This is a genomic window from Caballeronia sordidicola (assembly GCF_001544455.2).
Taxonomy (GTDB): domain Bacteria; phylum Pseudomonadota; class Gammaproteobacteria; order Burkholderiales; family Burkholderiaceae; genus Caballeronia; species Caballeronia sordidicola.
The window spans coordinates 648,383-674,284 of record NZ_FCOC02000002.1 but is presented as its reverse complement, the minus strand read 5'-3'; the positions used below and the strand labels follow the sequence as shown (position 1 = coordinate 674,284).

General features: G+C 57.3%; 26 protein-coding genes. 10 read left to right on the top strand and 16 right to left on the bottom strand.

Annotated features, from left to right (window positions below; translation table 11 throughout):
* Positions 1 to 203 precede the first annotated feature (203 nt).
* The 4 genes from AWB64_RS06235 (at position 204) to AWB64_RS06220 (ending at position 4,013) form a co-directional block, all read left to right on the top strand.
* Positions 204 to 908 carry a hypothetical protein gene (locus tag AWB64_RS06235; protein ID WP_060817709.1) on the top strand — a complete coding sequence of 235 codons (705 nt, stop codon included), beginning with the start codon at positions 204 to 206 and terminating at the stop codon, positions 906 to 908.
* Positions 872 to 1,468 carry a hypothetical protein gene (locus AWB64_RS31500; RefSeq protein WP_157766593.1) on the top strand — a complete coding sequence of 199 codons (597 nt, stop codon included), beginning with the start codon at positions 872 to 874 and terminating at the stop codon, positions 1,466 to 1,468. The genes AWB64_RS06235 and AWB64_RS31500 overlap by 37 nt, the downstream gene beginning before the upstream one ends.
* Before the next feature lie 368 nt (positions 1,469 to 1,836).
* Positions 1,837 to 2,157, top strand: coding sequence for a hypothetical protein (locus AWB64_RS06230; RefSeq protein ID WP_060817708.1), 321 nt, complete (start codon positions 1,837 to 1,839; stop codon positions 2,155 to 2,157).
* Positions 2,158 to 2,522: 365 nt separating this feature from the next.
* A complete protein-coding gene (locus tag AWB64_RS06220; protein WP_060817706.1) occupies positions 2,523 to 4,013 on the top strand; it encodes an HNH endonuclease in 1,491 nt (496 codons plus the stop codon).
* An 86-nt stretch (positions 4,014 to 4,099) separates the two neighbouring features.
* Here the strand turns inward: AWB64_RS06220 and AWB64_RS06215 are convergent, their stop codons facing one another.
* Positions 4,100 to 4,684: a hypothetical protein gene (locus AWB64_RS06215; RefSeq protein WP_157766592.1), complete on the bottom strand. Its 585-nt coding sequence runs from the start codon at positions 4,682 to 4,684 to the stop codon at positions 4,100 to 4,102.
* Between the two features lie 234 nt (positions 4,685 to 4,918).
* Between AWB64_RS06215 and AWB64_RS06210 the strand changes: the two genes are divergently transcribed.
* Positions 4,919 to 5,458 carry an H-NS family nucleoid-associated regulatory protein gene (locus tag AWB64_RS06210; RefSeq protein ID WP_060817704.1) on the top strand — a complete coding sequence of 180 codons (540 nt, stop codon included), beginning with the start codon at positions 4,919 to 4,921 and terminating at the stop codon, positions 5,456 to 5,458.
* A gap of 168 nt (positions 5,459 to 5,626) precedes the next feature.
* On the opposite strand, the gene AWB64_RS06205 is transcribed toward AWB64_RS06210, so the two are convergent.
* The 5 genes from AWB64_RS06205 to AWB64_RS06185 all read right to left on the bottom strand — a co-directional run bounded on the left by AWB64_RS06205 (position 5,627) and on the right by AWB64_RS06185 (position 12,318).
* On the bottom strand, positions 5,627 to 6,400 hold the full coding sequence (locus tag AWB64_RS06205) for a hypothetical protein (RefSeq protein ID WP_060817703.1): 774 nt from the start codon (positions 6,398 to 6,400) through the stop codon (positions 5,627 to 5,629).
* A 77-nt stretch (positions 6,401 to 6,477) separates the two neighbouring features.
* The gene (locus AWB64_RS06200) at positions 6,478 to 7,917 is read right to left on the bottom strand and encodes an SIR2 family protein (RefSeq protein WP_060817702.1); all 1,440 of its coding nucleotides are present in this window, start codon (positions 7,915 to 7,917) and stop codon (positions 6,478 to 6,480) included.
* A 115-nt stretch (positions 7,918 to 8,032) separates the two neighbouring features.
* Positions 8,033 to 8,533: a TIR domain-containing protein gene (locus tag AWB64_RS06195; protein ID WP_060817701.1), complete on the bottom strand. Its 501-nt coding sequence runs from the start codon at positions 8,531 to 8,533 to the stop codon at positions 8,033 to 8,035.
* 153 nt (positions 8,534 to 8,686) lie between these two features.
* Positions 8,687 to 11,230 (bottom strand): S8 family peptidase, encoded by a 2,544-nt coding sequence (locus AWB64_RS06190; RefSeq protein ID WP_060817700.1) that lies wholly within the window; start codon positions 11,228 to 11,230, stop codon positions 8,687 to 8,689.
* A gap of 80 nt (positions 11,231 to 11,310) precedes the next feature.
* The gene (locus AWB64_RS06185; RefSeq protein WP_060817699.1) at positions 11,311 to 12,318 is read right to left on the bottom strand and encodes an AAA family ATPase; all 1,008 of its coding nucleotides are present in this window, start codon (positions 12,316 to 12,318) and stop codon (positions 11,311 to 11,313) included.
* A gap of 98 nt (positions 12,319 to 12,416) precedes the next feature.
* Between AWB64_RS06185 and AWB64_RS30785 the strand changes: the two genes are divergently transcribed.
* Positions 12,417 to 12,689 (top strand): helix-turn-helix domain-containing protein, encoded by a 273-nt coding sequence (locus AWB64_RS30785; RefSeq protein WP_075643244.1) that lies wholly within the window; start codon positions 12,417 to 12,419, stop codon positions 12,687 to 12,689.
* Between the two features lie 337 nt (positions 12,690 to 13,026).
* On the opposite strand, the gene AWB64_RS06180 is transcribed toward AWB64_RS30785, so the two are convergent.
* Both AWB64_RS06180 and AWB64_RS06175 read right to left on the bottom strand, forming a co-directional pair.
* Complete coding sequence (locus AWB64_RS06180) at positions 13,027 to 13,965, bottom strand: hypothetical protein (protein WP_060817698.1); 939 nt, start codon at positions 13,963 to 13,965, stop codon at positions 13,027 to 13,029.
* A gap of 67 nt (positions 13,966 to 14,032) precedes the next feature.
* Complete coding sequence (locus tag AWB64_RS06175) at positions 14,033 to 14,971, bottom strand: DUF2971 domain-containing protein (RefSeq protein ID WP_082850374.1); 939 nt, start codon at positions 14,969 to 14,971, stop codon at positions 14,033 to 14,035.
* Positions 14,972 to 15,226: 255 nt separating this feature from the next.
* Here AWB64_RS06175 and AWB64_RS31495 point away from each other — a divergent pair, with 255 nt between their 5' ends.
* On the top strand, positions 15,227 to 15,379 hold the full coding sequence (locus AWB64_RS31495) for a hypothetical protein (RefSeq protein ID WP_157766591.1): 153 nt from the start codon (positions 15,227 to 15,229) through the stop codon (positions 15,377 to 15,379).
* On the top strand, positions 15,372 to 15,587 hold the full coding sequence (locus AWB64_RS06170) for a hypothetical protein (protein WP_060817696.1): 216 nt from the start codon (positions 15,372 to 15,374) through the stop codon (positions 15,585 to 15,587). Before AWB64_RS31495 ends, AWB64_RS06170 begins: the two co-directional genes overlap by 8 nt.
* Before the next feature lie 324 nt (positions 15,588 to 15,911).
* Here AWB64_RS06170 and glmS read toward each other — a convergent pair whose 3' ends face one another.
* From glmS to AWB64_RS06145, 5 genes are all read right to left on the bottom strand, one after another.
* Positions 15,912 to 17,729, bottom strand: coding sequence for a glutamine--fructose-6-phosphate transaminase (isomerizing) (gene glmS, locus AWB64_RS06165; protein WP_060817695.1), 1,818 nt, complete (start codon positions 17,727 to 17,729; stop codon positions 15,912 to 15,914).
* A 90-nt stretch (positions 17,730 to 17,819) separates the two neighbouring features.
* Positions 17,820 to 19,181 (bottom strand): bifunctional UDP-N-acetylglucosamine diphosphorylase/glucosamine-1-phosphate N-acetyltransferase GlmU, encoded by a 1,362-nt coding sequence (gene glmU / locus AWB64_RS06160; protein ID WP_060817694.1) that lies wholly within the window; start codon positions 19,179 to 19,181, stop codon positions 17,820 to 17,822.
* 139 nt (positions 19,182 to 19,320) lie between these two features.
* Positions 19,321 to 20,268, bottom strand: coding sequence for a tRNA 2-thiocytidine(32) synthetase TtcA (ttcA, locus tag AWB64_RS06155; protein ID WP_062876901.1), 948 nt, complete (start codon positions 20,266 to 20,268; stop codon positions 19,321 to 19,323).
* Between the two features lie 5 nt (positions 20,269 to 20,273).
* The gene (locus tag AWB64_RS06150) at positions 20,274 to 20,675 is read right to left on the bottom strand and encodes a dihydroneopterin aldolase (protein WP_060817692.1); all 402 of its coding nucleotides are present in this window, start codon (positions 20,673 to 20,675) and stop codon (positions 20,274 to 20,276) included.
* Between the two features lie 36 nt (positions 20,676 to 20,711).
* On the bottom strand, positions 20,712 to 21,542 hold the full coding sequence (locus AWB64_RS06145) for an SDR family oxidoreductase (RefSeq protein ID WP_060817691.1): 831 nt from the start codon (positions 21,540 to 21,542) through the stop codon (positions 20,712 to 20,714).
* A 13-nt stretch (positions 21,543 to 21,555) separates the two neighbouring features.
* On the opposite strand from AWB64_RS06145, the gene AWB64_RS06140 reads away from it, so the two are divergent.
* Together AWB64_RS06140 and AWB64_RS06135 are read left to right on the top strand one after the other, a co-directional pair.
* Positions 21,556 to 22,770 (top strand): class I SAM-dependent methyltransferase, encoded by a 1,215-nt coding sequence (locus AWB64_RS06140; protein WP_060817801.1) that lies wholly within the window; start codon positions 21,556 to 21,558, stop codon positions 22,768 to 22,770.
* Positions 22,771 to 22,774: 4 nt separating this feature from the next.
* The gene (locus AWB64_RS06135) at positions 22,775 to 22,969 is read left to right on the top strand and encodes a DUF2905 domain-containing protein (protein WP_060817690.1); all 195 of its coding nucleotides are present in this window, start codon (positions 22,775 to 22,777) and stop codon (positions 22,967 to 22,969) included.
* Here the strand turns inward: AWB64_RS06135 and AWB64_RS06130 are convergent.
* The 3 genes from AWB64_RS06130 to AWB64_RS06120 are packed head-to-tail and all read right to left on the bottom strand — an operon-like array spanning position 22,966 to position 25,818.
* Entirely contained in the window at positions 22,966 to 24,204 is a 1,239-nt protein-coding gene (locus AWB64_RS06130; protein ID WP_060817689.1) for a multifunctional CCA addition/repair protein, read from the bottom strand. The genes AWB64_RS06135 and AWB64_RS06130 overlap by 4 nt on opposite strands.
* Positions 24,201 to 24,821: a glutathione S-transferase family protein gene (locus AWB64_RS06125; protein WP_060817688.1), complete on the bottom strand. Its 621-nt coding sequence runs from the start codon at positions 24,819 to 24,821 to the stop codon at positions 24,201 to 24,203. Before AWB64_RS06125 ends, AWB64_RS06130 begins: the two co-directional genes overlap by 4 nt.
* A gap of 43 nt (positions 24,822 to 24,864) precedes the next feature.
* Positions 24,865 to 25,818 carry a complex I NDUFA9 subunit family protein gene (locus AWB64_RS06120; RefSeq protein WP_060817687.1) on the bottom strand — a complete coding sequence of 318 codons (954 nt, stop codon included), beginning with the start codon at positions 25,816 to 25,818 and terminating at the stop codon, positions 24,865 to 24,867.
* Between the last annotated feature and the right edge of the window lie 84 nt (positions 25,819 to 25,902).

The following is a 25,902-nucleotide window of genomic DNA, read 5'->3' as shown; positions in this document are numbered from 1 at the left end:
TGCTGAGGTTGAGCGCTGGGATTTTTGTACCGAAGTCCTTCGTTGTGCTCGATTGTTATTGGGAAAAGTCCTCATAAAATTTTTAGTGTCGGGAACTATCTTTAATGCGGTCCGCACCAGGGTGCGCATAGCGCACGGAGATTGTTCGGCGGAGAGAGTAGTCGTCTGGATTTCCTAACGCTAACCGCACGGGAGGAACGGTCGTGGCGGCTAAAGGTACGCAAATCGCGACAATTGGCGCGAGCGCGATTGTTACGTTGGCGCCGGCATGGCCCGCACTGTGGCAGTTCACCACGATGCCGACGATAGTGACGCTCTGCGTTTCAGGAGTTGCTGGCGCGCTTCTCATAGCGAATCTAGCGATATTGCTCACTGACTTTCCAAAACAAGTTGGCTTTACGGGCAAAAAAATCTCAACCACGTTCCTGCGTCTGCAAGTCGGATTCACGCTGTGTCTTATCTCTATCGGACTGGTCTTCTTCCTCAACTACGTTCTGTCAAACGTACCGTTATCAGTTTCCCGCAGCGCCACAATGTTTAAGACGCAGAGCTTGCTTGAGTTTCATGCAGGCCTCCAAGCGGCAAGCGACGCCACTTTCCGACTACCCGCTAAAGTTGCTCCGTCATGCAGACCGCTTGACTCCCGAGAGCTCGAATCACAAGCGGCGGTGCGGATGGTTGATTTCAGTTCTCCGAATCCGCAGTTGCAGTTTGTCAACTTCCGACATCCTCAAATTACATTTTTGCTGTGCAATGACACGCTTGAAGTTAGCGACCTTGAGCCTTCGGTACTCCCAGCAACGGTAGAAGTTTTCAGCGCAGAGCGTTCCGCGGCGTGGAGAAGATGGCTAGTCATATACGGAGCATTTTTATGCATCATCAATCTCGTCTACGTTTTCCGACGGTAGCGGTTTTCACACTGCTGCTGACGACCTCATCCCCCGGGTTTGGAGAGACAGGCTATTCCCACTCGGGACAGGTCTTAGACGGTGCGAGTGGGGCCCCCGTCGACGCGGCCGTCACTGCCTGGGCGGAATTAGTCGAAACAAAACCAGGTGAAACCACTTGTCCTATCTTCGGCAATAAGCCATTGCAGAGCGTCACCACTTCTAAAAACGGAGACTTTAAGCTATCAATTCCACACACCGAAGCAACCTTCACCAACACCTACTGCGCCAGCAACTATGTTCCACGAGTAGATACGAGGCTAATGAATACGACTCAGAATTCACGGATTCACCCCACGCCTGTCGAAATCTTTCCGCGCGGAACGACTGGCGAAGCATACCAAGCCGAAGTGATTGGGAAATTGAACGACCTAGCCTATTTGAGACAGGTGAATCCAGAAGAATTCAAACGAGTTATTGCGATGCAAGTCAAGAAAGACCAATTAGACGAAAACCTATTCAAGATTTCAGATATTCTTGATATTTGGACAAAACCAAAACCTCTCTCACCTCGAAAGTGACGTTCCCAAGTTTTCAACTACGCTAACCGAAGCCTCGTAGCTGCAGCCATATCGTCGGTAGCTTGCTTCAATTGAGCTGAGCAGAACTTCCGATGACTCACCCTCGATGTTTGTCGACCGTTCCCGCGCGCGAGCTGACCGCAACAGAGCAACCCTCAGCCAAAAAATGAAAAAAGCCTCTCCGCTGTGGCCGCGGAGAGGCTGAGAGCTGCGCCGGTGAGTCTTACCCGAGGAAGGATAACGAGCGCGAGAAGATTGTACGACGCGTATTGCTGTGTGTGACCACGCGCGTCAGCGCGCGCAACAGTTGACTGGAAAGTGTCACGCACGGTACTGTATTTGCATACAGTACCGTAAAGGATGTTCCCATGGCGAATCGCCGCTTACCCGATTCGCCATCGCCGACGCTCAAGGAGCTCCGACGGCTTTGGACTGAGTATGGCTCCGGAACCGCCCACGACCAGGCAAGCCGCAACCTCATTCTGGAAATCGTTCGGCTACGGCGGCTGATGTACGAACTCGATTCCCTATGCGGGTCCGTCCAATACGCATGGAAGGAAGAGACTCGCTCGCACCTCATCGCACTCGAGAAGATGCGCGTGCTCTTCAACGACGAACGTTCACGCCAGGGCGGGCATTCCAGCGAGCCGCCGCCTGCGCCGCCCGATTCGTGGCGGCGGTATTCTTGACCCTTCGGCATCAGGCGAGACGAAAACTATGCAAACCGTAGGCTACAAGGGCTTCCTACTGTATGGCCACTCCATCGAGCAGCAAGACGGATTCGCTGCCAGTGGCACCGTCGTTCAAGACGGCAAGCTTGTGCAGAGCAGCGGTGTTCTTGCTGTGTACCAATCAGATGAAGACGCAATGGATGCGGGGGTCAGGTGGGCTCAGGAATGGATTGACTTCCACGCCTGATGAACTCCGACTTGCGAGTGCGACCTATAGCCATGTGCGCCAATACTACGCTTCCCCGCAAGCTAAATCCAAAGGGTTAGCTGCATCAGCATAACTCGATAGAATTGAACAAACGAACGAGTGAGCGGACCTGTGCATGACGAAGCAGAGCACCAGCAAGCGTGATGATTTCCCCGGGAAGGTAAAGCTCGACTTGGCTAAGCGAGTCAACTTCCGATGTTCGATATGTGACAACCATACAGCTGGTCCAAAGTCTGGCTCAGATGCACCTATATATCTTGGAAGGGCTGCGCATATAAAGGCAGCTGCGCCTGGCGGTCCTCGATACGACCCCGAGCAGACCAGGGAGGAGCGACGCTCCATCGCGAACGGTATCTTCGCCTGCCCACATTGTGCCGACCTTATCGACCAAGATGATTCCGCGTACTCGGTAGCCGACCTTGTGCGCTTTAAGCAGGTTGCAGAGAATAGAGCGCGAGAGCGCCTTGACCGCCATCCGGTCGAAGAAGCAATTGCTTCGAAATCGCTTACGCAAATCAACCGGGCGGTCCAGTTGTATTGCCTTAATGAGGAAGAAAGGCTGGAACAACTCGACTCACGGTTCAGTACGTCGGTGACTTGGGGCGAACACGGACCCGTGCATGAGATGCGCGCACGCGAACCCATTGCCCCGCGCATAACAATGAATGGCGAAGACCGACATGCAGTTCTGACGGCAATACGTGATGTCCTGGATTACGGTGGCTCACGGTCATTCGAGAACGTAGACATCAAGCTGGAGGGCTCACCGGTTTTCGCAGAGGTCGACGGTGTGGTCAAGCGTTTCGCCATTTCGACCGAGGTCCGCGAATCCACACTGAGTGTGGCCTTCGGCTCCTCGGAGGAAGACGCAGTTGTTGTCGACTTTATCGGCGAGATATCCGGGGGAGCCCTTGGCTACCGAATTGGGGGCAGCGCGTACGACGGGCTTTTGCGCGTCGAACTTCAATACGACCGCGCGACGCGAGACGTCAACGTCAAACTTCATTTTGGGCTAGACCGATGGAGTCGAAAGCCACTACTGCGCCTTCCACATTTTCCGAAGCTTATGCAGTTTTCACGGGCGTTACGGAAGAGAACAGACATGAAGCTTGCTTTGACCACTGCTGATGAAGAGCGCGAGATTTGCAGGGGCAGGCTTGATGCAGGCGATGCTTCGAGGCACCTTCATGCCTTCCTGACAGAGCTTCAGTTTCTGCGGAAAATCGATGCTTTCTTCGGCCTGGATGTCCGTATGCCGGAAGACGTAGATGATGTTCTGCGGGGTGCCGGCGAACACGACGAGATACTGGCATTAGTTGATATTCATGAGTCACAGGAGCAAGGGGTGACTATGACGCTTGTTCCGAATGAGAGCGTCAATGAGCTCGTGCTGGCAGTCCAGAATCACAAACCGAACGCCGTCAAACTGACGCAGAAGGTAGACATCAATCTCTTCGGGCAGCGATTAGGACCGTATGACGTGGATGTCGAATGCCCAAATGTAGTCGTGATGCCCGTCGGGCCGGTCACTATGCAAGCAAGTGTGCCCGTGCAGTTGCAGATGAAAGCCGTTGAGGGCGCGCGATGGACCGCGCGTAAGGCATAGTCCCACGCAGCTGAAGCTACGCCAGAGCGGATTAGCGAGTCGCCGAATTTCAGATAGCAAGGATTTCTTCGCTGGAGGTTCGCCACTCAGCCGATGATTTTGTGCCTTCTCAACCACTCTGCATGCTTCCTCGTAACCCGGATGAACAACTCAGGATGAGCGCGGTTGAAGTTTGCGAACGCTGCGAGACAATCTTGTGGCGGTGGCTTTGAAGTTAGCTCGGCCGACGCCTCGAGCAGACTCGCGGTTGGTCCGAGATAAAGGGCCTTCTGTGCATTGACAGTGGTCGCCTGCAAATCGAGTGTAGCCTGCATAGCACACGATTTGAGCAAGTTTTCAGCTTCTGCGGTGACCTCAGTTGCTAGAACTCGTGTTCCATAGACCCCGAATGCCAATTCGGCCGATTGCTGCCAGATTTCGTTTTGTATCTCTTGTCGCTCCATGTCAAGTGCGGGACTCTCAGCAAAGGCACCGAAAAGGGACACTGCAGTGCAGAGACAAGCGCCGACTTCCCACCAGTTTGACGAAAGTACGTCGAAGTTTCGCAAGGTGACGGCCGTGGCGACCATGCCACCGCATATGATGGACGAGCCTGCACTAAAGTATTCACCACTCAAAAGAGACTTGATGCCGAAAAACAGTCCAGCGAAAGCGAAGACAATTGCTACCATAGTTCTCACGCTCATAGATTTCCCTTGAACCAAAGCGGTTCCAACTGACCTCCTGGCGCAATCAGCGCCAAAGTGTTCTACGGAACATCTGTTGAGAACTTGAGGCGAATCATTCAACGTTCCGAATCAACATGTCTGACAGACTGTCTGCGCAATCGAAGTGGGCCGGGCGAAAGCGTGACTGCGCCCCGTTCACATGGCATATTGCGAGGAATTCAACGGGAGAAACCGAGAATGGCAACACTTGAATTTTTGCAGGCAAAAATCAAAAAGCTAGAGCAGCAAGCTGAAGCCCTCGTAACGAAGCAAGCATCCGGCGTCATTGAGAAGATTCGCGAGTTGATGGCAGAGCACGGCTTGACCACTGCTGACATCAAAGCTCATGAGCGGAGCAAGGGCCGCCTCGGCAAGACTGGAACTGCTGCGACGTCGAAGAAGAGCGTTGTTGCTTTCAAATATCGCGACCCCAAGAGCGGAGCGACGTGGTCGGGACGGGGGCGCGCGCCGCTATGGATTGCCGGTGCGAAAAACCGCGACAAGTTTCTTGTTGATAGTGGCGCGGCGATTGTGAAGTCCGCGTCTGCTGGCAAAGCGAAAGTTACGGCCAAGAAGGCATCGAAGACGGTCGGCGCCCGCTCGGGGAAGGGACAACCCAAAGGTCCGCAGCCGGCGCTGTATCGTGACCCGAAGTCTGGTGCGACTTGGAGCGGACGTGGTCGTGCGCCAGGCTGGATTGCTGGTGCAACGGACCGGAAGAAATATTTGATTGGCTGAGCGAAAACCGCGCCAACCGCAGTCTTGGCTAGCCAAACTAGTTTGCGGGCGTCGGGAGAACGGCATCCGCTACTGTCCCAAACGCCCCGCGACGCAGAGACCGCATCGAATTCGAGACGGGCCCAATCCGGGTGACCAATATGCGCCCGCCGGCTCTTTCGCAGCTGTCTACATCAGGTACAGATAATCCAGCGCCTTGAGCCCTCGTTCTCCACTTCTTAACCACCGCTCGACCTCGTGAGAGCGTAGCAATGTAAGGTGCTGGAGGTCTAAGTCATGGTAGAAGGCGGGGACGCTATCATAGACTGCGGCTTCGCTCTCCATCGCTGATTTGCGGTGACCTTCAATCTCTCGTTTAGGCTGTTGCTTGCGGATGACTTTGGTCGCCAATACCTCGGCATAAATCCAAGGGGACGCCGTTTGCGACTCTTGCGTCAGCCCTGTGCCCGTCACCATCGACTGTGGCGTGTTGAGAAAAATCACGCATTCAGTATGGTCAATCATCTTCGTGAGTGCGCCCTGCAACATCATATGGACGTGACTTGTCGACCGATTTCTCTTGTCATAGTCGTACGTTTCTTTTGAGGGGCGCAGGCAAAACTCATTGTCGATTTCTTTTAACAACTCGTCAGAGTTACCCCAGACACAAGAGTCGATAAAACACCGCAAATCAAACTTGTACTCGAGAGCAGCACCGAGTGCCATGGCCAACGCTTCATCGGCATGTGAATGCGATATGAAGACATCGGCTTTTACGGCTGCAAACCAATCGCTCTGAAGCTTTCTGGCGTCAACTGCGCCATTTTTTAGATAACTCGAAATGTGGCTTCTTGCATCAAGTTTTCTGGTTCGAAAACGCTCGGAGAGAGCACCATACTGGGTAATCAAGCGGGTACTAAAGTCCGAAGCATCATCAAACTTGAGGTTAAATCCTTTAAACATAAGCGAGTCTCTTTTTCTTCATGTTTTCAGTGGGACAGCCATGCTTCTTAGAATGGTCGGCTTCCCTGACGTCGATTTCAGTGCTTACTCAGAGAATCAAGTGCACTAGAGATTTTGTCGAGCAACTCCTGAGGTTTTGTGACAACCTCCTGCAGTCGACGGAATGCGTCCTTGAATTCTGGGTTCTCCGTGGTGCTTTCGACCGCTGGGCTCATTTCCTCTGCTAATGATTTCGCGGAATATCCCGTGGCGCCCACCGGCAACATAACCAAATCTAGTGATTGAGCGATTCGAAACTCCTTGTCCACGCCATCAGCATGAACAATCTTACCGTCCAACCGAGTATTTCCGAACAGGAATAGAGCGATTCCAGCCTGTGATATCAAGTCGGTTCTGAACTCGTGCCAGAACGCTTTTCGTTTATTGTCGTCGGCTATCGCGCGGGGGAACGGACGCACGACTAAATGGTCCTGGATGTGCCCCTGACGTTGTGCATAAATTTGTTCGATGGCACCTGAGAGGAGTTCGTTGCTGATACCCAATCCGAAGCCTGATACCAGTCGATACCCCTTTTGAATGAGAATCCGTCCAAGGCTGAACAGAAATTCATGCACATCCTTTTCGTCCCAACCGTTTAGTTCATCGGCACTTCCGGAGATGAATATCGTCCTACGCCGATATGTCCGGTAGATTTGTTGAAGGATGGCGGTAATTTCAGGGTAGTCGCTGACCAATAGCGTCCGAACATTGAAGCGTTTCAAGTCTTCAATGAGATGTCGTTGCTTCTGCTGCTTGTACTCGAAGTCTGCGAGCGACTCTCCTGCCTCCTTCATCACCTTCTTGAAGATGCAGTAATGCTGGCGACTATGCTGCTGGAAAGTGATGCGAATTCTGGAAAGAATGTAGTCCAGATTCGGGTCTTTAAAGCTGAATCCCAAAAACAAAAAGGTTTTGGAAACCAAGTCACCCGTCAACGCATTTACGAATGCGCCCCGGTCGAGTGAATATCGCTCGTAGTCATCTTTCGTGATAACAGCCTCATCCGCGTGTTCAACGTCGCCGTGCATCTTGAAGACAATGGCGTCTCTGCGTGGCTTCGTGCTAGCAAGGTGGGGCGTTCGAAATTTGACGTCGACGATTTTTCCAGCATCTTCAAGAGCTCTTTCGATGAGCTTATCGTAATTGGTAGTCCAGTAAGTGGATATGGGAAGCCTGGCCAGTAGCTTGTGATTTTCCGGTGGCTTAGCGTAGGTCGGGAACTCTTGGATGAGGCGCTTAGTCAATCCGCTTCGATTCTGGCCGTTGTCGTTGACGTGGTATTGCGCGAGTGCGACCAAATGGTCAGCCTCCATCTTTGCGTCGAGGCCAAGCTGCTTTGCAAGCGGTTCCAGCAACTTCACCCAATCCACAAATCCCGCTGGGGCTGACATCCCTGCTCCGAGAAACACGGCGGCCGTTCCCTCGTGGAGCTCCTTCACATACTCATTTACAAAGGCTTCTAAATCATTAGTCGACATTGCTCATACCCTTGCTTCCATTCTTATTTATCAAACGCGGAGCGCGAGCATGACACGCTGAATCTCGCACTTTTTCAAAATGTTGATTTACTCGTCAACGGACGCTGCAGTCCAACTAACGATAGTCCTTCCGAATGGTGATAGCCTGCTCCACCATTGCCGCCATGTTGTCCGCAATCCAGTTGTAGCGAGCTCTACTGTCGACGCCGGGCGGGTTGTAGCACTTCGCGACCTCGGATAATTTCTTTGTGCCGTTCTTGAGAGAGATGTAATCAAGAGGGTTCGCGCCCTGGTTCGCCGTATGGCCTTCAAAATTCACAAGTCCGTGGATGCGGATTGCTACGACCCCGAGGCCATCGTTCCATGCCTTGATAATTTCGTGGTTAATCCACTTCCGATTTGCTGTGTTCTCCCCTACTAGCAGCACCATACAGGTTTTGCCGGCCATCTGGTCGCTAATCCACTTTTCGATAGCTCTGTCTCCGCCGCCAGTGACTTTTTCCCAATCGTTATCTTTCGCGGGTTCATTTCCTTCCACTACCCCGATATTGCGAACTCGTGCTGCACGTACACAATCCGGCTTGTAATGAAAACTGAAGAAGCATTTTCGAGCCATCTCTCTTCCCCTTCAATGTGCTTTCCGGCGGTTAAAGCCGGTGATGTGGTCGACGTGAGTCTTGAAATCGTTAAAAGCTAGTCACTTTTTAAATTTATACGGACCTAACATCGCCGTTTGCTAGCGACAATGCCTTCAGATGCATCTGGTTCACTAAAGGTCTGCCCCGCGTACATCGAGGTCGACAACGGCCTTTTGCTCCACGACTGTCGCGATAGGCGTATAGATGTCTGTTTCGATGTCGTCTGCGACCTTCAACGAGACGACCAGGGCATAGCGAGCCTCGCTATCCCACTGCCGTACCTCCTTCCAGTCTTTCCACCAGCCGCCAACGGGGAACACTGCAATCTGCGATTTCGTGGCGAGTTGGGCCGCCGTCCCGGTCCAAGTGTCTGAATGGAGGGAGCCTCGGGCGCGCAACTGTGCACCATATTTCCAGTTGGCAACGTCTGGGTCGCCAAATCCACTGTCTTCGGTCTGTGTCCGCTCGAGCCTGTTGATGCGAGCCTTGAACTGAACCTCGTCCTCGGTTGCACCTCTGACCGCAAAACGAAGGGCATAGGACTGGTAGCGGAACTTGCTGAGCCAACCGCGCGAACTCGGGTTCGGTTCAACAAAATACGAAAGCGTGACGCGAAGTTCGACCGGGACTTCACCAAGCTGCAATAGCTCATCCATCGGCCAAGGCATGTCGTGCAACTGCATCTCGCCCAGGACAATCGAGCCGCTCGGCTTGCGATAATACGGATTGAACTGCCGCTGAACTACCAGTGTCGGCCGGTGTGCAGTCGAATATTCTGATTGAGCCGGCGTCACCAGCCCATATCCAAAGGTGCGCAGAAGCTTGTCCTTGTCGAGCTTCTTTGGTTCTTGTGGGAGTGTCCCCCGCATGCCGGCGGTGTGCTCAGCGCCATGAGCGACGAGTGCTCGAATCGTCTCCGGCCAATATTCCGGATACCGTGCGCGAACGTGTGCACAAATCCGTGCTACTTCAGCGGCTGCGGCGCTCGTGTCTCCAGTATCCGCGAACAGGCTTTTTGCTGGAGTGTTCGAGGTCGTCAACAGGCGAAGTGACTCCGGACCTACGGTTACGTGGATGCCGCCATCAAGTGACCCATTGCCGCCTTCGGCAACGACGTCCGGCTTGAATGGCCAAGGCGTACTGCTCCATAACACCGAGGTGGTCGACGCTGGCGAGAGCAAACCTGCTTTGGCAATTGCTTCCAGAGTCGCATGCTTTTTCGCATCCAAATCTGTCAGCGAAGTTGCCGCGCCGACTGTGAGCGCGTTCCACGCTTGCCCCGGATTCTGGACCGGGCTCATTGCATTGCTTTTCGGATAATTGTCCCACTGGGCCCACTGAACGTTGCCCGCAGATAGAACGAAGAGTCTGGGGATGCGGACGGCGTCTTCGTCTTCCTCCTCTGTCGACCCAGTGACATCGACAGGAGCACGACCAAACGCCAGTTGGTCGACCGTCGCGGACCACTCGGAGGGCGCGCCGAGGAGATGGCCAACCGAGGTCGTCATCATCGCGAACACCCGCGGCCTGTCAGGAGTACCGACCTCGACCCGAGCAACGGAGTCCGCAGTCACGGCGCCCCAGAGATGAGGGGCTGTTTCCCCGTCAGGCGGCAAAATCTTGACTGACTCGAGGCGATGCGGGATTTCCAGTTCATCCGCTGTTTGCAAGGCCGCGGTCAGATTTCCGTAGAGCGCGATGCCAGCCATCTCACTCCCATGGCCGGCGTGGTCATGCGTCTCCCAGTCCGGTTTGTAGGCATGAAGGTCCGCTTCATCTAAGGCCGGCTCCAGCAGAGGATGTCCATTGTTCACGCCGGTGTCGAGGAGGCATATATGCGGCACGTCCTCGCCAACGAAGAAAGTGGTTCGTTCAAGAAGGTTTTCGACCCAGTCCGCCTGCTCTGCCGGCGTCAGGTCGCTCAGGAAGAACTCTGCGTTCTCCTCGACAAACCGGATTTCGGCAATAAGGTCCAGCAGGTTGACACCCTGCTCGATAGCGGCCCGGGTCGCGTGCGCCGCGACGACCACACGGCCAGGGAACCTGACGTGGCCCGGCTCGACATGAATGCCGAGCTTTCCGGCCTCCTCCCGAAACTCCGTCACGACGTCAGCGACTTTGCCGCCAACGTGTCTCAGCCAAATCTGGAACCAACGAGGTTCACCGTCCGAGGGTGGGTCAGCAGCGTCGGTCCATAACTCTGTGAATGCAGCCCGGCGAATATTCTCAATCGCATTTACGAGCGCGGCATGCTGGGGAGCTGTACCGTTGCGATTATCTTTCTCGAGATATTCGGTGACGCGTTTTACGAACGCAGAGAGTTTGCCATCCGGAACGTGCAATACGGCAACGTCGGAGTTCGTGTGAGCCAGAACTGTCAGTAGCTCGATGCCTGCTGACTTCCACTCCACTTTTCCATAATCGAATGACCCACGAGGACTGAACTCGACGGCGATAGACATGCCGCGCCGCTCGGGCAACCCCAAGGCTTCCCGAGTTTCCTCGAGTTCGACAATGCTGCCGGCAATCTCTTGAATCTGAGCCAACAGACGTTGGCCGTGCGTCCCCCGGTCCCTTTGCGGCGCGTTTTCGCGCTGGACGGACAGGGGCGAGCGAAATTCAAGCGTCCTCACGAATCCATCAATGGACAGGTGACTCTTCAGTTCGTCCGCCATTTTCTCAGGCTCTTCTTTAGTTTTATTCGCCTGAGAGTCTACCGCAAGAGTTCTCGAATCTTTCGACCGGGATGTTAATTTTAGGAGTGTATGTTGTTGCCTTGAGCGCGCTCTTCCAAATGGCGAATGACGCTCGCCTCATTTACGGTTTTCTCGCCCTCCATAATCGCGTCTTTCAAAGCATCGAGACATGCTTTTACTATGTCAGCGTGTGATTCACCTTTGCCAACATGCGCGAGATGACGATAGTCGATGCCTGACGTTCCGAAGGTACCCAAGCTGTTTCTCAGCAGCGTTTCAATCTGCCGCTCGTCCGGCGCCTCATACTTGATAACGTCGTCGAATCTCCGGAAAAGAGCCCTGTCGAGGTCTTTGCCGTGATTGGTCGCGGCAATCAGGAGGCTGTCCGACGCATCCTGTTCGATGAGCTGCAAGAACATATTCAACGTGCGACGCATCTCAGCCACGTCATGCTGGCTGCCTCGCTGCAGACCCAGCGAATCGAACTCATCGAAAAAGTAGACGCCGCGGGTCGACTTCAGCGCCTCGAACACCAGCCGGAGTTTGGACGCGCTCTCACCCATGAACTTGGTGATGAGGCTGTCGAATCGCGCGGTGAACAACGGCAGGCGCAGTTCGCCGGCCAAGGCAGCAGCGGTCATCGTCTTGCCAGTTCCCGGCGGGCCGACCAGAAGCAGCTTCCGACGCGGGCTCAATCCGTGGCTGCGCAACTGCTCGTGATGGCGTTGCTCGCGCAGGACCCGGTCCAGCTTTCCGCGCACGGCGTCAGACAACACCATTTGCTGCAGGTGCTCGTGCGGATACTGCACCGTCAGGAGCTCGGACAGTTCTCCCTTCGGCTGCGCCAGTGGAGTCGGCCGTTGGGCACCCTTGCTCTGCACTGACGACAAGCCTGGCTTCTTGCCAGCCTTCGCGGCATCGACAAGGTCACGCAGTTCCGCCGCCAACTTCGTATGGCCGCGATGAGCCTCGTCTGCAGCCATCTGCATAGCCACTGCGTAGAAATGCTCGTGGTTGTCACCAGCATATGCGCGCAGTAGTGCTTTCACTTGGTCAGAACGGGCCATTGGAACCTCAGAAGTCTCAGACCGAAGTATAGACTCCGGTCGAATAAAATGTTGCTATTATAGCAATCTCATTGCGATTACAGCATCCTCAATCAATCATGTTTCCACCTCGAAGCCAGGGCGAACTCCTGCGATGGGCTCGCGGCGAAAGTACCCAAGCCGAATTTGCAGCAGCGACTGGTGTCCACAAATCGACCCTTTCCAGATACGAGTCGGAGAAATTGGGCGCTCCGACACATCTGATTAACTACTGCCTCGTGCGTCTCGCGAGCTTTGTTAGTGACCACTCACATTCAGAGTTAGGGCTGGAAGGCGCACTGGATAACGCACGGCGGACGGTCGCTCTGCTTGAAGGGCTATCACAACGGTAGCGCAATTACTGTATATATATACAGTAATTGCGCTACTCACCAGTTTTCTTTTGGTCGGTCGCTGCCACTCGTCGCCCGGCAGCTGACTTGGGAGTGGCGGCTGGTGCGCGGGAAACGAGAAATCGACCCGGAGATTTACGGTGCGAGGTGCGCTGCAGGGGAACTGCCAGCCGATAGCCATGCGACTGCATGGCTGGCGCCGTTACATCCGTGATGCTCACTGAGTGAGAGCGCTTGGGCAGACGCTAGCCGGTTGCGATAGTAGCAACGCGACCGGCAGGCCACAGGGAAGAACTCAAAGAAACGCGTGCCGCGCCGGGCGATTGCAGGCCGGCCATCACCAATCCGCAAACCTTCCCTTTGACTCCAGAGCCCATGTCCGCAATACCTCTTTCGGTATGCCACTGCCACCGGTGATAGCCTCGAGCTTGGCGTCGAACGCCTTTCTGCGGGTACTCGGAATTGTCTCGACCCATCGCCGAAGCAGCGTCTGAAATGCTTCATCGCTACACGCGTCGTACATGTAATCAACGGACTGCATTCGCTTCACCAGCTTCTCGTATGCAAGCTTTAGGAGGCTGGCGCTCGCGCGTGAATCCGCATGTGTATGCGCATCGGATAGGGTCCGAAACATTGCGTTGCGCTTGCTGGAATCCACCGTGGTGCACATAACCAGAATGTGCTGGAGATTCTGGTAGTTGGTACGGGCGGTGCCGAAACATAACCGCGTGAAAAGCGTATTCCGGGGCTCTTGCGCTGTTGGAGAACTGCACGGTTTCTCCATAAGGCTGAGCAATCTGAAGGATTCTCGAAAAGAAAGGCCCGGCAGCGGTTCCCAATTTGCGAGCAGTTCCTTGACGTCTAAAAGGCTCTTGCTGCCCTTGGCTTTATTGGCGCGAACACTCATCACGATGAGGTTACCGTCAGCATACGCTCCGTCGTTGTTCACACGGTCCACGGACCAGTCTGTGTCCGCGCCAGTGCTGTGCGTCATTTCGACGAGAGTCACCGGGCAGGTCGGATAGTCGATGAACTCGATGAATCTCGGCGTGATAGCCGCATCAACAATTTTTCCGCGTCGTAAAGCGTTCTGTCGCAGTTGCAGCCATTTGCGTTCAAAGCGAGTCGGCACCTTGGTGTTGGGTCCGAATCGGGCCTTGCCCTCCGCGTGCCCTTCAAGGACATGAGCTGGTGCGTCGTTCCGCGGTGTCCATCCGTAGGATGCGAGGTCCCAGCCAAGCGTGCGGCCAATTTCTGCGTCGTACTCCTGCGCCATCTTGCTCTCAGTCGTTATTGTCCGACTGCGGTAACGGCCGGTGGGGAAAATACTTGAGGCTCTTGCCTCACCCGTCCTTTTCCTGTTGCTGTCCGGAGATGTCTCGAGTAGCCGCAGGCGAGTCAAAACCCCACTCGTCAGCAGCGAAAAGCGCTGATTCGCGAATCCCGAAAATGTCGATTTCATCCGCATCGAGCTCGTAACGTCCGAGCTTGAATCCATCTGCGCGCGCCGTTACTTGATGAAAGTTGGGTTTGTCTTTTGAGTCACTGAAAAGCTTAGCAATCGTTGTGACGATTGCTTTGTCACACCGCAGACCGAAAAAAACTGACCGGATACGGAATGGTCGGTCGTCCACTCCGCTCTTTGGTGACACTGCACGCCACTCACGCTCATAACGCCATTGAGGAGCCTTCGCAAAGAAGTATTGCTCGAAAATTTTGCGCTCCGCCGCGGCCGACTTCTTCAAAAGCCACTGTTGCAAGTCGCTGATGTGGATGAAGCGACTGGAACGATAGTTCACTGGTCCCAACTCTTTGCATCGATGGTCATCGGTCTCATATTCAATGCAAATTCCCCGATGCTCGTCGGCGTAGTGACTCCACATCAGCGGGTTGTCCCAGTTCGACGCCAAGGAAAAAACGCCAAAGTCCTTGAATCGCTCTTTCAGGTACGCATCGATATCGCGAACCAAGTAGTTGAGGTAGGTCGCTGTTCCACCTCCGTCGTCATCATACTTCCCACCATATTCCGTCGCGAAGTATCTATGGGTGCCCATCATTTCGGCCGCTTTATTGGCCTCCACTTGTAGCAACATTACGGACTCCCAGAGGCGCTCCACTTCGCGCCACTCCACATCGACATACACCTGCGGGTTGCAATCAAATGGGTCGTTAAAACTGGCGGGCTTGGCGAAGAAAACCTCCGCCTGACTGAACATGCGCAGTGTTGTCGTACTGAAAGTACGGTACTTATACAGCTTGGCTGGAAGGGTTTTTGCGACCATAGATAGACGTGAATTTGAAAACCCGAACGCACCGATTCGAGAGACGGTCTGCCCGACTGCTCGTCAGTCTCGTATTCAGCAGGTAGGTGTCCGACTGGAACCACATGCATCTTCGCTCTCGTTTCGCGAAGACTTTTGCACCCATTTGGCATAGCTAGGCTCACACCAGCATGCGCCCGGCCCATGCGCAGTGCCCAAATCAGCATAGCACCGAGCCTTGGCGGCAGCGCATAGAGCGGCTGCACTACACATCGAATGGAAATCCACTCGAATTACTCGACCGCGGCTCGGCTGGTTGGCTGCAATGACCGCTTGCGCGCAGAAATCGCTGAACTGATGGCGGAATTGCTGACCGACGTCGCCACTGATGTGGAGGTCGTCGCTCGCGAACTGAACTGCGATGCGTGAGCGACTGCGGCGGGCGTTGTGCCGACTTGATTGTGCGCAGGAGGTGCTGGAAGCAACCCGAGCAAAGGTTGGAGAGCTTGAGGACGCGCAGCACGCATTGGTGATGGCACGAATCTGGAGCGCGGCGGAATTGCTGGCAAGCGAATGGCCGGATGACTATCTGGCGGGAGCGATAGGGCGGCTGATGACGCCTCGAGTAAAAGGCTGAGCGTTTGGCTACGGCAATTCAGCAATCAAACTTCGCAATACGCTGATTTGCCTTTCTGGAGGGACACTCGCCTGACCCTAGCGATGTAGCCCCCTCGGCTAGAAGTGTTCCCCGGGGACGTTGCACCCATAAAATTGCGCAAAATCGAGGGGGCAACGAGGGGTTTGCTCGATGACCACTGCCTAGGTCAATTGATTGTGTACCCGGCCTTTGCTGGCAAGGCTTTGAAGGGTATTGCACCCCTCCTCAGGAACACTTCTTTTCTGAGGCCGAGGTACACTTTCATTATTGACGGGCATTACGATCACGAACGAACCATCCCCTTCATTCCACCGTCACGCTCTTCGCCAGATTCCGCGGCTTATCCACGTCCGTACCCCTCGCGCAAGCCGTGTGATACGCCAGCAACTGCAACGGCACCGTATGCAGAATCGGAGACAGCAACCCATAGTGCTCCGGCATCCGGATCACATGAATGCCGTCCTCGCTGACAATACGCGTATCCGCATCGGCGAAAACATATAGCTCGCCGCCGCGTGCCCTCACCTCCTGCATGTTCGACTTGAGCTTTTCCAGCAGCGTGTCATTGGGCGCCACCGTCACGACCGGCATCGCTTCCGTGACGAGCGCCAGCGGCCCGTGCTTCAGTTCACCAGCCGGATAAGCCTCGGCGTGAATGTACGAGATTTCCTTCAGCTTCAATGCGCCCTCAAGCGCGATCGGATAATGCAAGCCGCGGCCGAGAAACAGCGCGTTTTCCTTGCGCGAAAAATCTTCCGCCCACGCAATGATCTGCGGCTCCAGTGCCAGCACGCTATTGAGCGCCGCCGGCAAATGCCGCAACTGCGTGAGATACATGGTTTCCTGCTTGGCGCTCACATGCCCGCGCAACGCCCCGAGCGTCACGGCCAGCACGAACATGCCGACAAGTTGCGTCGTGAAAGCCTTCGTGGAAGCCACGCCGATCTCGGTGCCCGCGTGCGTGAGGAACGTCAGTTCGGTCAGTCGAACCATCGCGCTCGAACCCACATTGCACACGGCCAGCGTGTGCTTGTGTCCAAGCGACTGCGCGTGCTTCAACGCGGCGAGTGTATCGGCGGTTTCTCCCGACTGCGATATCACCACGACCAGCGCCTTTGGATTCGGCACGGATTCGCGATACCGGTACTCACTCGCAATCTCAACTTGCGTAGGAATCCTGGCGATGGACTCAAGCCAGTACTTCGCCGTCATGCCCGCATACGAACTCGTGCCGCACGCGAGAATGAGAACGCTGTCGATATCGGCGAAAACTTCTGCGGCGTTCGCGCCGAACAGGTCAGCGGTGAAACGCTCGGCCTGCGGAATGGTGTCGGTGATCGCGCGCGGCTGCTCGAAAATTTCCTTCTGCATGAAATGCCGATACGGCCCGAGTTCAACCGCGCCGCCGTACGCCGCGACCACGCGCACTTCGCGCTGGACCGGCATGCCGTCGCGATCGACAATCTTCACGCCATCGAGCGTGATCTCGACCACGTCGCCTTCATCCAGATACGCAAAGCGGTCGGTGCTCCCGGCAAGCGCCAGCGCGTCCGACGCAAGAAAGTTTTCGCCATCGCCCACGCCGACCACGAGCGGCGAGCCGGCACGCGCGCCGACCACCGTGTGCGGCTGATCCTTGTGGATCACGGCGATCGCGTATGCGCCGTGCAACAGCTTCACGGCTTCGCGCACGGTCTGGAACAAGTCGCCGCGATACATGCTGTGAATCAGATGCGCGATCACTTCGGTATCGGTCTGCGAGACGAACTCATAGCCCTTTTCGCGCAACATGGTCCGCAGGCTTTCGTAATTCTCGATGATGCCGTTATGCACCAGCGCCAGTTCGTTACGCGAGAAGATGGGATGCGCGTTGTCCGTGACGGGCGCGCCGTGCGTGGCCCAGCGGGTGTGCGAGATGCCTGTCACGCCGTTCAGATGACCTTCGCGGATTTGGTCGGCGAGATCGGCAACGCGCGCCACGCTGCGCGCGCGCTTCGTTTCGCCATTGGCTATGACGGCAACGCCGCAGGAATCGTAGCCGCGGTATTCGAGCCGCCGCAAGCCTTCGACCAGCACCGACACGATGTTACGTTGCGCGACCGCGCCCACAATTCCGCACATGATCTATCCTTCAAGTTGTTTTCGAATGACTCGAAACACGCTGCGTTCGCCGCATAGGCGCTCGCCAGACGCGCAAGCCATGGCGCTTCTTCACGCCTTCTTCTTCACCGGCCGCACGTATCCGCTTTTGCTGATCTGCGTTTTCTCGTTCATCACAAGCTGGTTTTCCTCGACGATGTCTTTCCAGACCGTCGTCCCCGCTGCGATGGTCGTACCACGCGCCACGCGCACGGGCGCGACGAGTTGGGTATCGGAGCCGACGAACACATCGTCTTCGATCACCGTACGCAGTTTATTCGCGCCATCGTAGTTACACGTGATCGTTCCCGCACCAATGTTCACGCGCGCCCCGACATCCGAGTCGCCTATATAGCTCAGATGATTCGCCTTCGAACCGCGTCCGAGCACTGCGTTCTTCACTTCCACGAAGTTGCCGACATGGGCTTCGTCGCCAAGCACGGCGCCAGGCCGCAAACGCGCATACGGTCCCAGCACGACATTCGCGCCGGTCGTCCCGCCCTCGATGTGCGTGAACGCATCAACCCGCGTACCCGCGCCAATGGACGCATCGCGTATCACGCAATTCGGCCCGATAGTCACGTTATCCGCCAGCGTCACGGCGCCTTCGAAAACACAATTCACGTCGATGGAAACATCGCGTCCGCATGTCAGCGTGCCGCGCACGTCGATGCGCGCCGGGTCCAGCAGCGTCACGCCCGCGACCAGCAACGCTTCGGCAACATTGCCCTGATGAATGCGCTCCAGTTCGGCGAGTTGCTGCTTGCTGTTCACGCCGAGCGTTTCCCACTCTTCGTCCGGTTGCGACGTCACCACGTCAACGCCCGCTTCGAGCGCACGCTCGACCACGTCGGTGAGATAGAACTCGCCCTGTACGTTGTCGTTTTTCAGCGATGCCAGCCATTCGCGAAGCTGCGACGTTGGCGTAATCACGATACCCGTATTGATCTCGGTGATCTTCTGCTGATCGGCGTTGGCGTCCTTTTGCTCGACAATGCGCTGCACGCGGCCCATCGCGTCACGCACGATCCGGCCGTAGCCCGTGGGATCGTCAAGCGTGACGGTGAGGACGCCGTAGCGCTGGCCGGCGGTATCGGCGAGGCGTTTCAGCGTGCTCGCCCGCGTGAGCGGCACGTCGCCGTAGAGGATCAGCGTGGAGACGGTGGGATCGAGCAGCGGCAGCGCCTGCAGGACCGCGTGGCCGGTGCCGAGTTGCTGCTCCTGGACCGCGAACTGGACGTCCGGCGCGCCAACGGCTTTCTGGACCTGATCGGCGCCATGCCCGACTACCACAACGAGCCGCGTGGGATTGAGCGTGCGCGCGACCTCGAGCACGTGGGACAAGAGCGGCCGGCCAGCCAGGGGATGAAGGACTTTCGGCAAGGCGGAACGCATGCGCTTGCCGGTGCCTGCCGCCAAAATCACAATGTTCATGGCGTCAGCTTTTTTGGAAGTGTTGGAGGCGTCAATATAGCACGCGGGCAAGTACCGGAAATGCAGGCGCTGCCTTGCTGAGTAACGATTTGCGGGGGTTTTCGCACCATCCGGACATTACTTTTTCCGCGTGCCGGCCTTATACATCATCGAACTGAACTATCGAAATGGTTTGCGACGGGGACTCCGTCGAGCACGGATCTTCGTCGAACGCGATATCCCCTGCTGGATCGGCCACGCCCGTTGCGCGCAAGCCGCCGAACGGGAACAGCTTGTGATCCATCAAATGCGACGGCACCACATTCGACAGCGCATTGAACATGTTCTCCACGCGGCCCGGAAAGCGCTTTTCCCAATCGCGGATCAGCGCCTTCATTTCGGCCCGCTTCAGGTTCGGCTGGCTGCCGCACAGGTTGCACGGAATGATCGGAAATTCGCGCAGCTCCGCAAACTTCTCCAGATCCTTTTCCTTGATGTAGGCAAGCGGCCGGATGACGACGTTCTTGCCGTCATCGGATTGCAGTTTCGGCGGCATGCCTTTTAACTTGCCGCCGTAGAACATATTCAGGAACAAGGTCTGCAGAATGTCGTCGCGATGATGGCCAAGTGCAATCTTCGTCGCGCCCAGCTCACCCGCCACCCGATACAAAATCCCGCGACGCAATCTGGAACACAGCGAACAGGTGGTCTTGCCTTCCGGCACGAGCCGCTTGACGATGCTGTACGTATCCTGATTTTCGATGTGAAACGGAATGTCGAGTTTGCTCAGATACTCCGGCAGCACGTGGTCGGGAAAGCCGGGCTGCTTCTGGTCGAGATTCACCGCCACGATGTCGAAATTGATCGGCGCGCGTTCGCGCAGCCGCATCAAAAGTTCGAGCATGGCGTACGAATCCTTGCCTCCCGAGAGGCACACCATGACCTTGTCGCCGTCCTCGATCATCTTGTAATCGACCACGGCCTCGCCGACCTGGCGCGCGAGGCGCTTGAACAGCTTGTTGTTCTCGTACGCCTGCTTTTGCTCGTGGCGCGTCATTGGCTCGCGCATTTTGGGAACCGGTTGCGGGACCGCCGGCGTCTCGATCATCGAACTCATGCCGCCACCTCTTTGATGCGAAAGACTTCGACACCCACGGCGTCGCAGTCGGGATAAACGTCGGGCTTTTCCGTCGATACCACCACCGCCCGCACATTCGGATGTTCGAGCAGCGCGGCGGCGACGTCGTCGCACAGTGTTTCCTGCAAGTGGATGTGCCCTTTGCCCACGCGCCTGGCGATGGTCGCGCGCATGAAATCGTAATCGACGACTTCGCGCAGCTTGTCCTCGACCGGCGTAGATAAAGCCAGCGGCACGAACAATTCCACGTTGATCACCACGCGCTGTTCGCCCTGCTTTTCGAAATCGTGCACGCCAATGTTGATGCGCACTTCGTAATTGCGCAGAAAAAGCCGCCGGCAATCGGCGAGCCGGGGATGCGAAAGTGCGGCGAGCATGGTCGTGTCCTGGAAACTGATTAACTTACTGAGAGCCTAACCGGCCGTGCGGTTTTGCATCAAGAACATGATGTCGCGCGGCGATGGCACGAGATGCTGGCCGCCATCGACCACCAGCGTCGTGCCCGTTATGCCCGGTGCATCGGCAAGGTAACAGGCCGCGGCTGCGACATCCTCGACTCGCGAAGCGCGGCCAAGCGGCGTCACGCGATGCGCCGCCTCGAATTCGGCGTCCGTCATGCCGGCGGACGGCAACGTCAGGCCGGGCGCGAGTCCGACCACGCGCAGCTTCGGCGCGAGCGCCTGAGCCAGCGCGATGGTCGCATTGTCCAGCGCGGCCTTGCTGAGCGTGTACGACAGGTAATCCGGATTCATGTTGTAAAGCTTCTGGTCCAGCACGTTGATGACGCACGTGCGCAGGCTTTCGTCGTGAATCGCGGCGTCGGGCGTGGCCTCGTGCAGCGCGCGCGTCAGCGCGAGCGGCGCGCCGACATTGACCGCCATCATCTCAAGCAAGCGCGGATAGCCGAAATCCCGCGCGGTATCTTCGACAAATCGCGACGCGTTGTTCACCACGCAATGCAAACCACCCAACGCTTCCATGCACGCCGGCACCAGCTTCGCCACCTCGTCTTCCACGCCAAGATCCGCGCCGAGCGCAATCGACTTGCGTCCGAGCGCGCGGATTGACTGGACAACTTCCTGCGCGTCGGCTTCCGAGCCGCCGAAATGCACCGCGACGTCCCAGCCGCGCGCCGCGAATCCTAGCGCGATGCCGCGGCCAATGCGCTTCGCCGCGCCCGTGACCAGCACGACGCGGGTTTTGGGGCCGGAAGAATCAGGAGAAGTGGACGAAGAAACGCTCATTTACAATGCCGGAATGAATCCAAAAACTCACGAATCCGACAGTTTACCTGCTCCCGGCCCCGATGCGCTCGCGCAGTCCGAGCGGCTGACGGCGCGCATCCGCGAGGAAATTGCGTCGGCCGGCGGCTGGATGCCGTTCAGCCGATACATGGAACTCGCGCTTTACACGCCCGGCCTCGGTTATTACAGCGGCGGCGCGATGAAATTCGGCAAACGCGGCGACGACGGCAGTGATTTCGTGACCGCGCCGGAAATGTCGCCGCTGTTCGCTGCAACGCTCGCACGGCCCGTCGCGCAAGCGTTGCGTGACAGCGGCACGCGCAACCTGATGGAATTCGGCGCCGGCACGGGCAAGCTCGCGGCGGGTTTGCTGAACGCGCTCAGGGCGCTCGACGTTCCGTTCGATAGCTACGCAATCGTCGATTTATCCGGGGAACTGCAGCAACGCCAGCGCGCGACGATTGAAGCCGAAGCCCCGGAATTGGCGTCTAAAGTCCGGTGGTTAAGCGCGCTGCCGGAGCAATTCGAAGGCGTGGTGATCGGCAACGAGGTGCTCGACGCCATGCCCGTGCGCCTGGTCGTGCGCAAGTTAGGCGAGTGGCAGGAGCGCGGCGTCGTCTGGTCCCAGGATCATTTCGCCTTTGACGACAAACCCCTTCTCGCCGCGCTCGATGACCCCTTGCTCGCCGAAATCGACACGACTATCGACGAAGTCAACGACGAGCCGTTCATGGAATACGTGAGCGAGACGCACGAAGCCGCGCTGGCGTTCACGCGCACCATTTGCACGATGCTCACGCGCGGCGCGGCGTTTTTTATCGATTACGGGTTTCCGCGGCGCGAGTTCTATCACGCTCAGCGCGCGCAGGGCACGCTGATGTGCCATTACCGGCACCGGGCGCATGGCGATCCGTTCTTGTATCCGGGCTTGCAGGACATCACGGCGCACGTGGAGTTTTCGGGGATTGCGGAAGCCGGAACCGACGCAGGCGCGGATCTGCTCGGTTTTACATCGCAGGCGCGATTCCTGATGAACGCGGGAATCACCGACACGCTTTCCGACATCGATCCAACCGATGTCCGCCGTTTTTTGCCGGCGGCCAACGCGGTGCAGAAGTTATTGTCCGAGGCAGAAATGGGCGAGTTGTTCAAGGTGATCGCGTTCTCGCGCGGTATCGATGAAGCCATCGCCGCGTTCTCGTCCGGCGATCGCTCGCACACGCTATGACGCCATGATCCGCTGGGTTCTCACCACATTTATTGCGTTGACCATTCTCTCGGCGTCCCTGCCGTGGATGAAGAAACTCGGTATTGGCAGGTTGCCCGGCGACTTCACGCTGCGTGTGTTCGGGCGCGAGTATTCGTTTCCGTTCATGTCGACCATTCTGCTTTCGATCATCCTTTCGCTGATCGCCCGGGCGCTTTAGGCTTTCTGAAGCGCCGCTTCCACGGCCGCCACGCGCGCCGCATGAACCGCGTCCTTGATCTTCCCCGGCTCGCTCGCGTATTGCTGCGCGACCGCGCCGGCGTCGACCGCGCGCGCCGCCACCAGCGCTTCGCGCAAACGCTCGGCTTGCGGATACGGTTGCTGGCTCAAACCGAGACGGCCGCGGGCATCGGAAACACAGGCTTGCAGCGCTTCAGCGAATCGCGCGGGCTTGCGCAACGCGTCGCATCGTTCGAACAGACGCACCAGCGCGGCCGCGCCAAACTCCATCACACGATGGATATTCCCGTGCTCACGCGCCACCAGCAGCGCGAGATCGCGGCAATCGTTCGGCACACGCAAACGCTCGCACAAAGGCTTCAGCAGATCGACGCTGCGACCTTCATGGCCAATATGACGCGGCAGGATATCTTCGGGCGTGGTCGCCTTGCCCAGGTCGTGGGTGAGCGCGGCGAACCGGACCGGTAAAGCGAAACCATGAGCCGCCGCGTAGTCGACCACCATCATCACGTGCACGCCCGTATCGACTTCCGGATGATAGTCGGCGCGTTGCGCGACGCCCCATAGCGAATCCACTTCCGGCAAGATCCGCACGAGCGCGCCGCATGCGCGCAGCACCTCGAACATGCGCGACGGCTTGTTCTCCATCAAGCCGCGCGATACCTCCTGCCAGACACGCTCGGGCACGAGCGCATCGACTTCGCCGTCGGCGACCATGCGCTTCATGAGCGCGAGGGTTTCATCGGCGATGGTGAAATCCACAAAACGAGCGGCGAATCGCGCGATCCGCAAAATCCGCACCGGATCTTCAATGAACGCATCGCCCACATGCCGGAACACGCGGGCTTCAAGATCGGCGCGGCCATTGAACGGATCGATCAGCGGCCCGGTCAGTTCACCATCTGGCCGCACTTCGCGCGCCATGGCGTTGACCGTCAGGTCGCGCCGCGCAAGATCCTCTTCGAGCGTGACATCGGGTGCGTAGAAAAACTGGAAGCCGTGATATCCCGCCGACGTCTTGCGCTCGGTGCGCGCCAGCGCGTATTCCTCGTGCGTCTGCGGATGCAGGAACACGGGAAAATCCTTGCCGACCGGTTTGAAACCCTGCGCCGCCATTTGCTCCGGCGTCGCGCCCACCACGACGTAATCGCGGTCCTGCACGGGCAGACCAAGCATTTCATCGCGGATCGCACCGCCCACGACAAAAATGTTCATTGCTCTTTCCGCGCGCCGTCTATCCATTCGGCGACTTCCGGCATGGCCGTAATGGTTTGGCAATAGGCGCGCGCGGCGTCGCTGATCTTCGGCGCGTAGGAATTGAAGCGCATGACGACCGGCGCGAACATGGCGTCGGCTATACCGAATTCCTTGCCGAACAAGAACGGGCCGCCCTGCGCGGTAAGGCAGTTGCGCCAGATCAGATCGATTCGTTTCACGTTCGCCAATGCGCCCGCCGTCAGCGCCTGCCCGAATGCCTGGCGCTGGATGTTCATCGACATTTGCTCGCGCAGGTCGTTAAAACCCGCGTGCATTTCCGCGCTGATGCTGCGGGCGTGCGCGCGCAAGGCGGTGTCGCGCGGCCACATGGCGTGCTGCGGGAACAGTTCGGCCAGCGTTTCCATGATCGCGACCGATTCCCAGACCGCATCGCCCGCGTCCGTCACGAGACACGGCACCTTGCCCGATGGCGAATGCGCCAGGATGTTCGCGCTGGAATCCGGCTGGCCGAGGCGGATCATCACCTCTTCAAACGGAATGCCGAAGTGCTTGAGCACGAGCCATGGCCGCATGGACCACGAAGATGTGTTTTTGTCACCAATAACGAGTTTCATCGCGAATATTCAAGGTTGAAGCACAGCAAATGGAACACGGCTGTCAACGTCCCGCCGACGCCCGGAATGTGTTGAAACGCGAACGGGCCGACGATCCGGTGAGATACATCGGCGCAATGGCCTCGATACTCGCCGGATCGATACCCAACTCCGGCGCCATGGGACCGCTCGCGACGTTCGGCGCTTTCATGGAATCCAGATTATCGCGCGACATCATGGGTTCGCCGGGCGCGAGTTCCAGCGACATTGCCTGAAGGCGGCCAAGGCTTTCCGGCAAGCGGATGATGCGCGCGTTCTTGCCGATCGCCGCGCCGCTGAAGCGCACGAGTTCTTCGAGCGTGTAGACCTTCGGACCCGCGAGTTCATAGGCGCGGCCGCTGGCTGCATCGAGATCGAGCGCGTTGACGAACGCCTTGGCGACATCGCCGACAAAGACCGGCTGGAACCGGGCCTGCGAGCACGCGAGGGGAATCACGGGAAAGATCCGTTCAAGGAACGCGAACTGATTCAGGAAATTGTCTTCGGGACCGAACACCACGGACGGACGAAAAATGGTTGCAGCCAGATTCGCTTCGCGCACGGCTTTTTCGCCGTCGCCTTTCGAGCGCAGATACATGCTCGGACCGTTCGAATCCGCGCCGAGCGCGCTCATGTGAAGCAGCCGCCGCACGCCTTTCGCCTGACACGCGGCCACGATCTTGTTCGGCAACTCGACGTGGGCCTTTGCGAACTGCGGGCCGTAAGGCACGCCGCGTTTGCCCTGCAAGATGCCGACGAGGTTGATGACCGCATCGGCTTGCGACACGAAAGCGGCGAGTTGAACGGGATCGTAGACGTTGGTTTCGATCACATCCACGGGCAGCAGCGTGAGATGCGCTGCGTTCTCGCGCCGCCGGGTGGCAATGCGCACGTTCTTGCCGACTTCCACAAGCGCATTGACCAGATGACTGCCAATAAACCCCGATCCGCCGATCAACGCAATGGTTTGATGTCGCATATTCGCCCCTGTGAGTGACGGCGGCGGCGCGCGAAAATGCAAGGCGGCGCGCCGCGCTTGAGCTTCCGACGCGCCGGTTGCCGG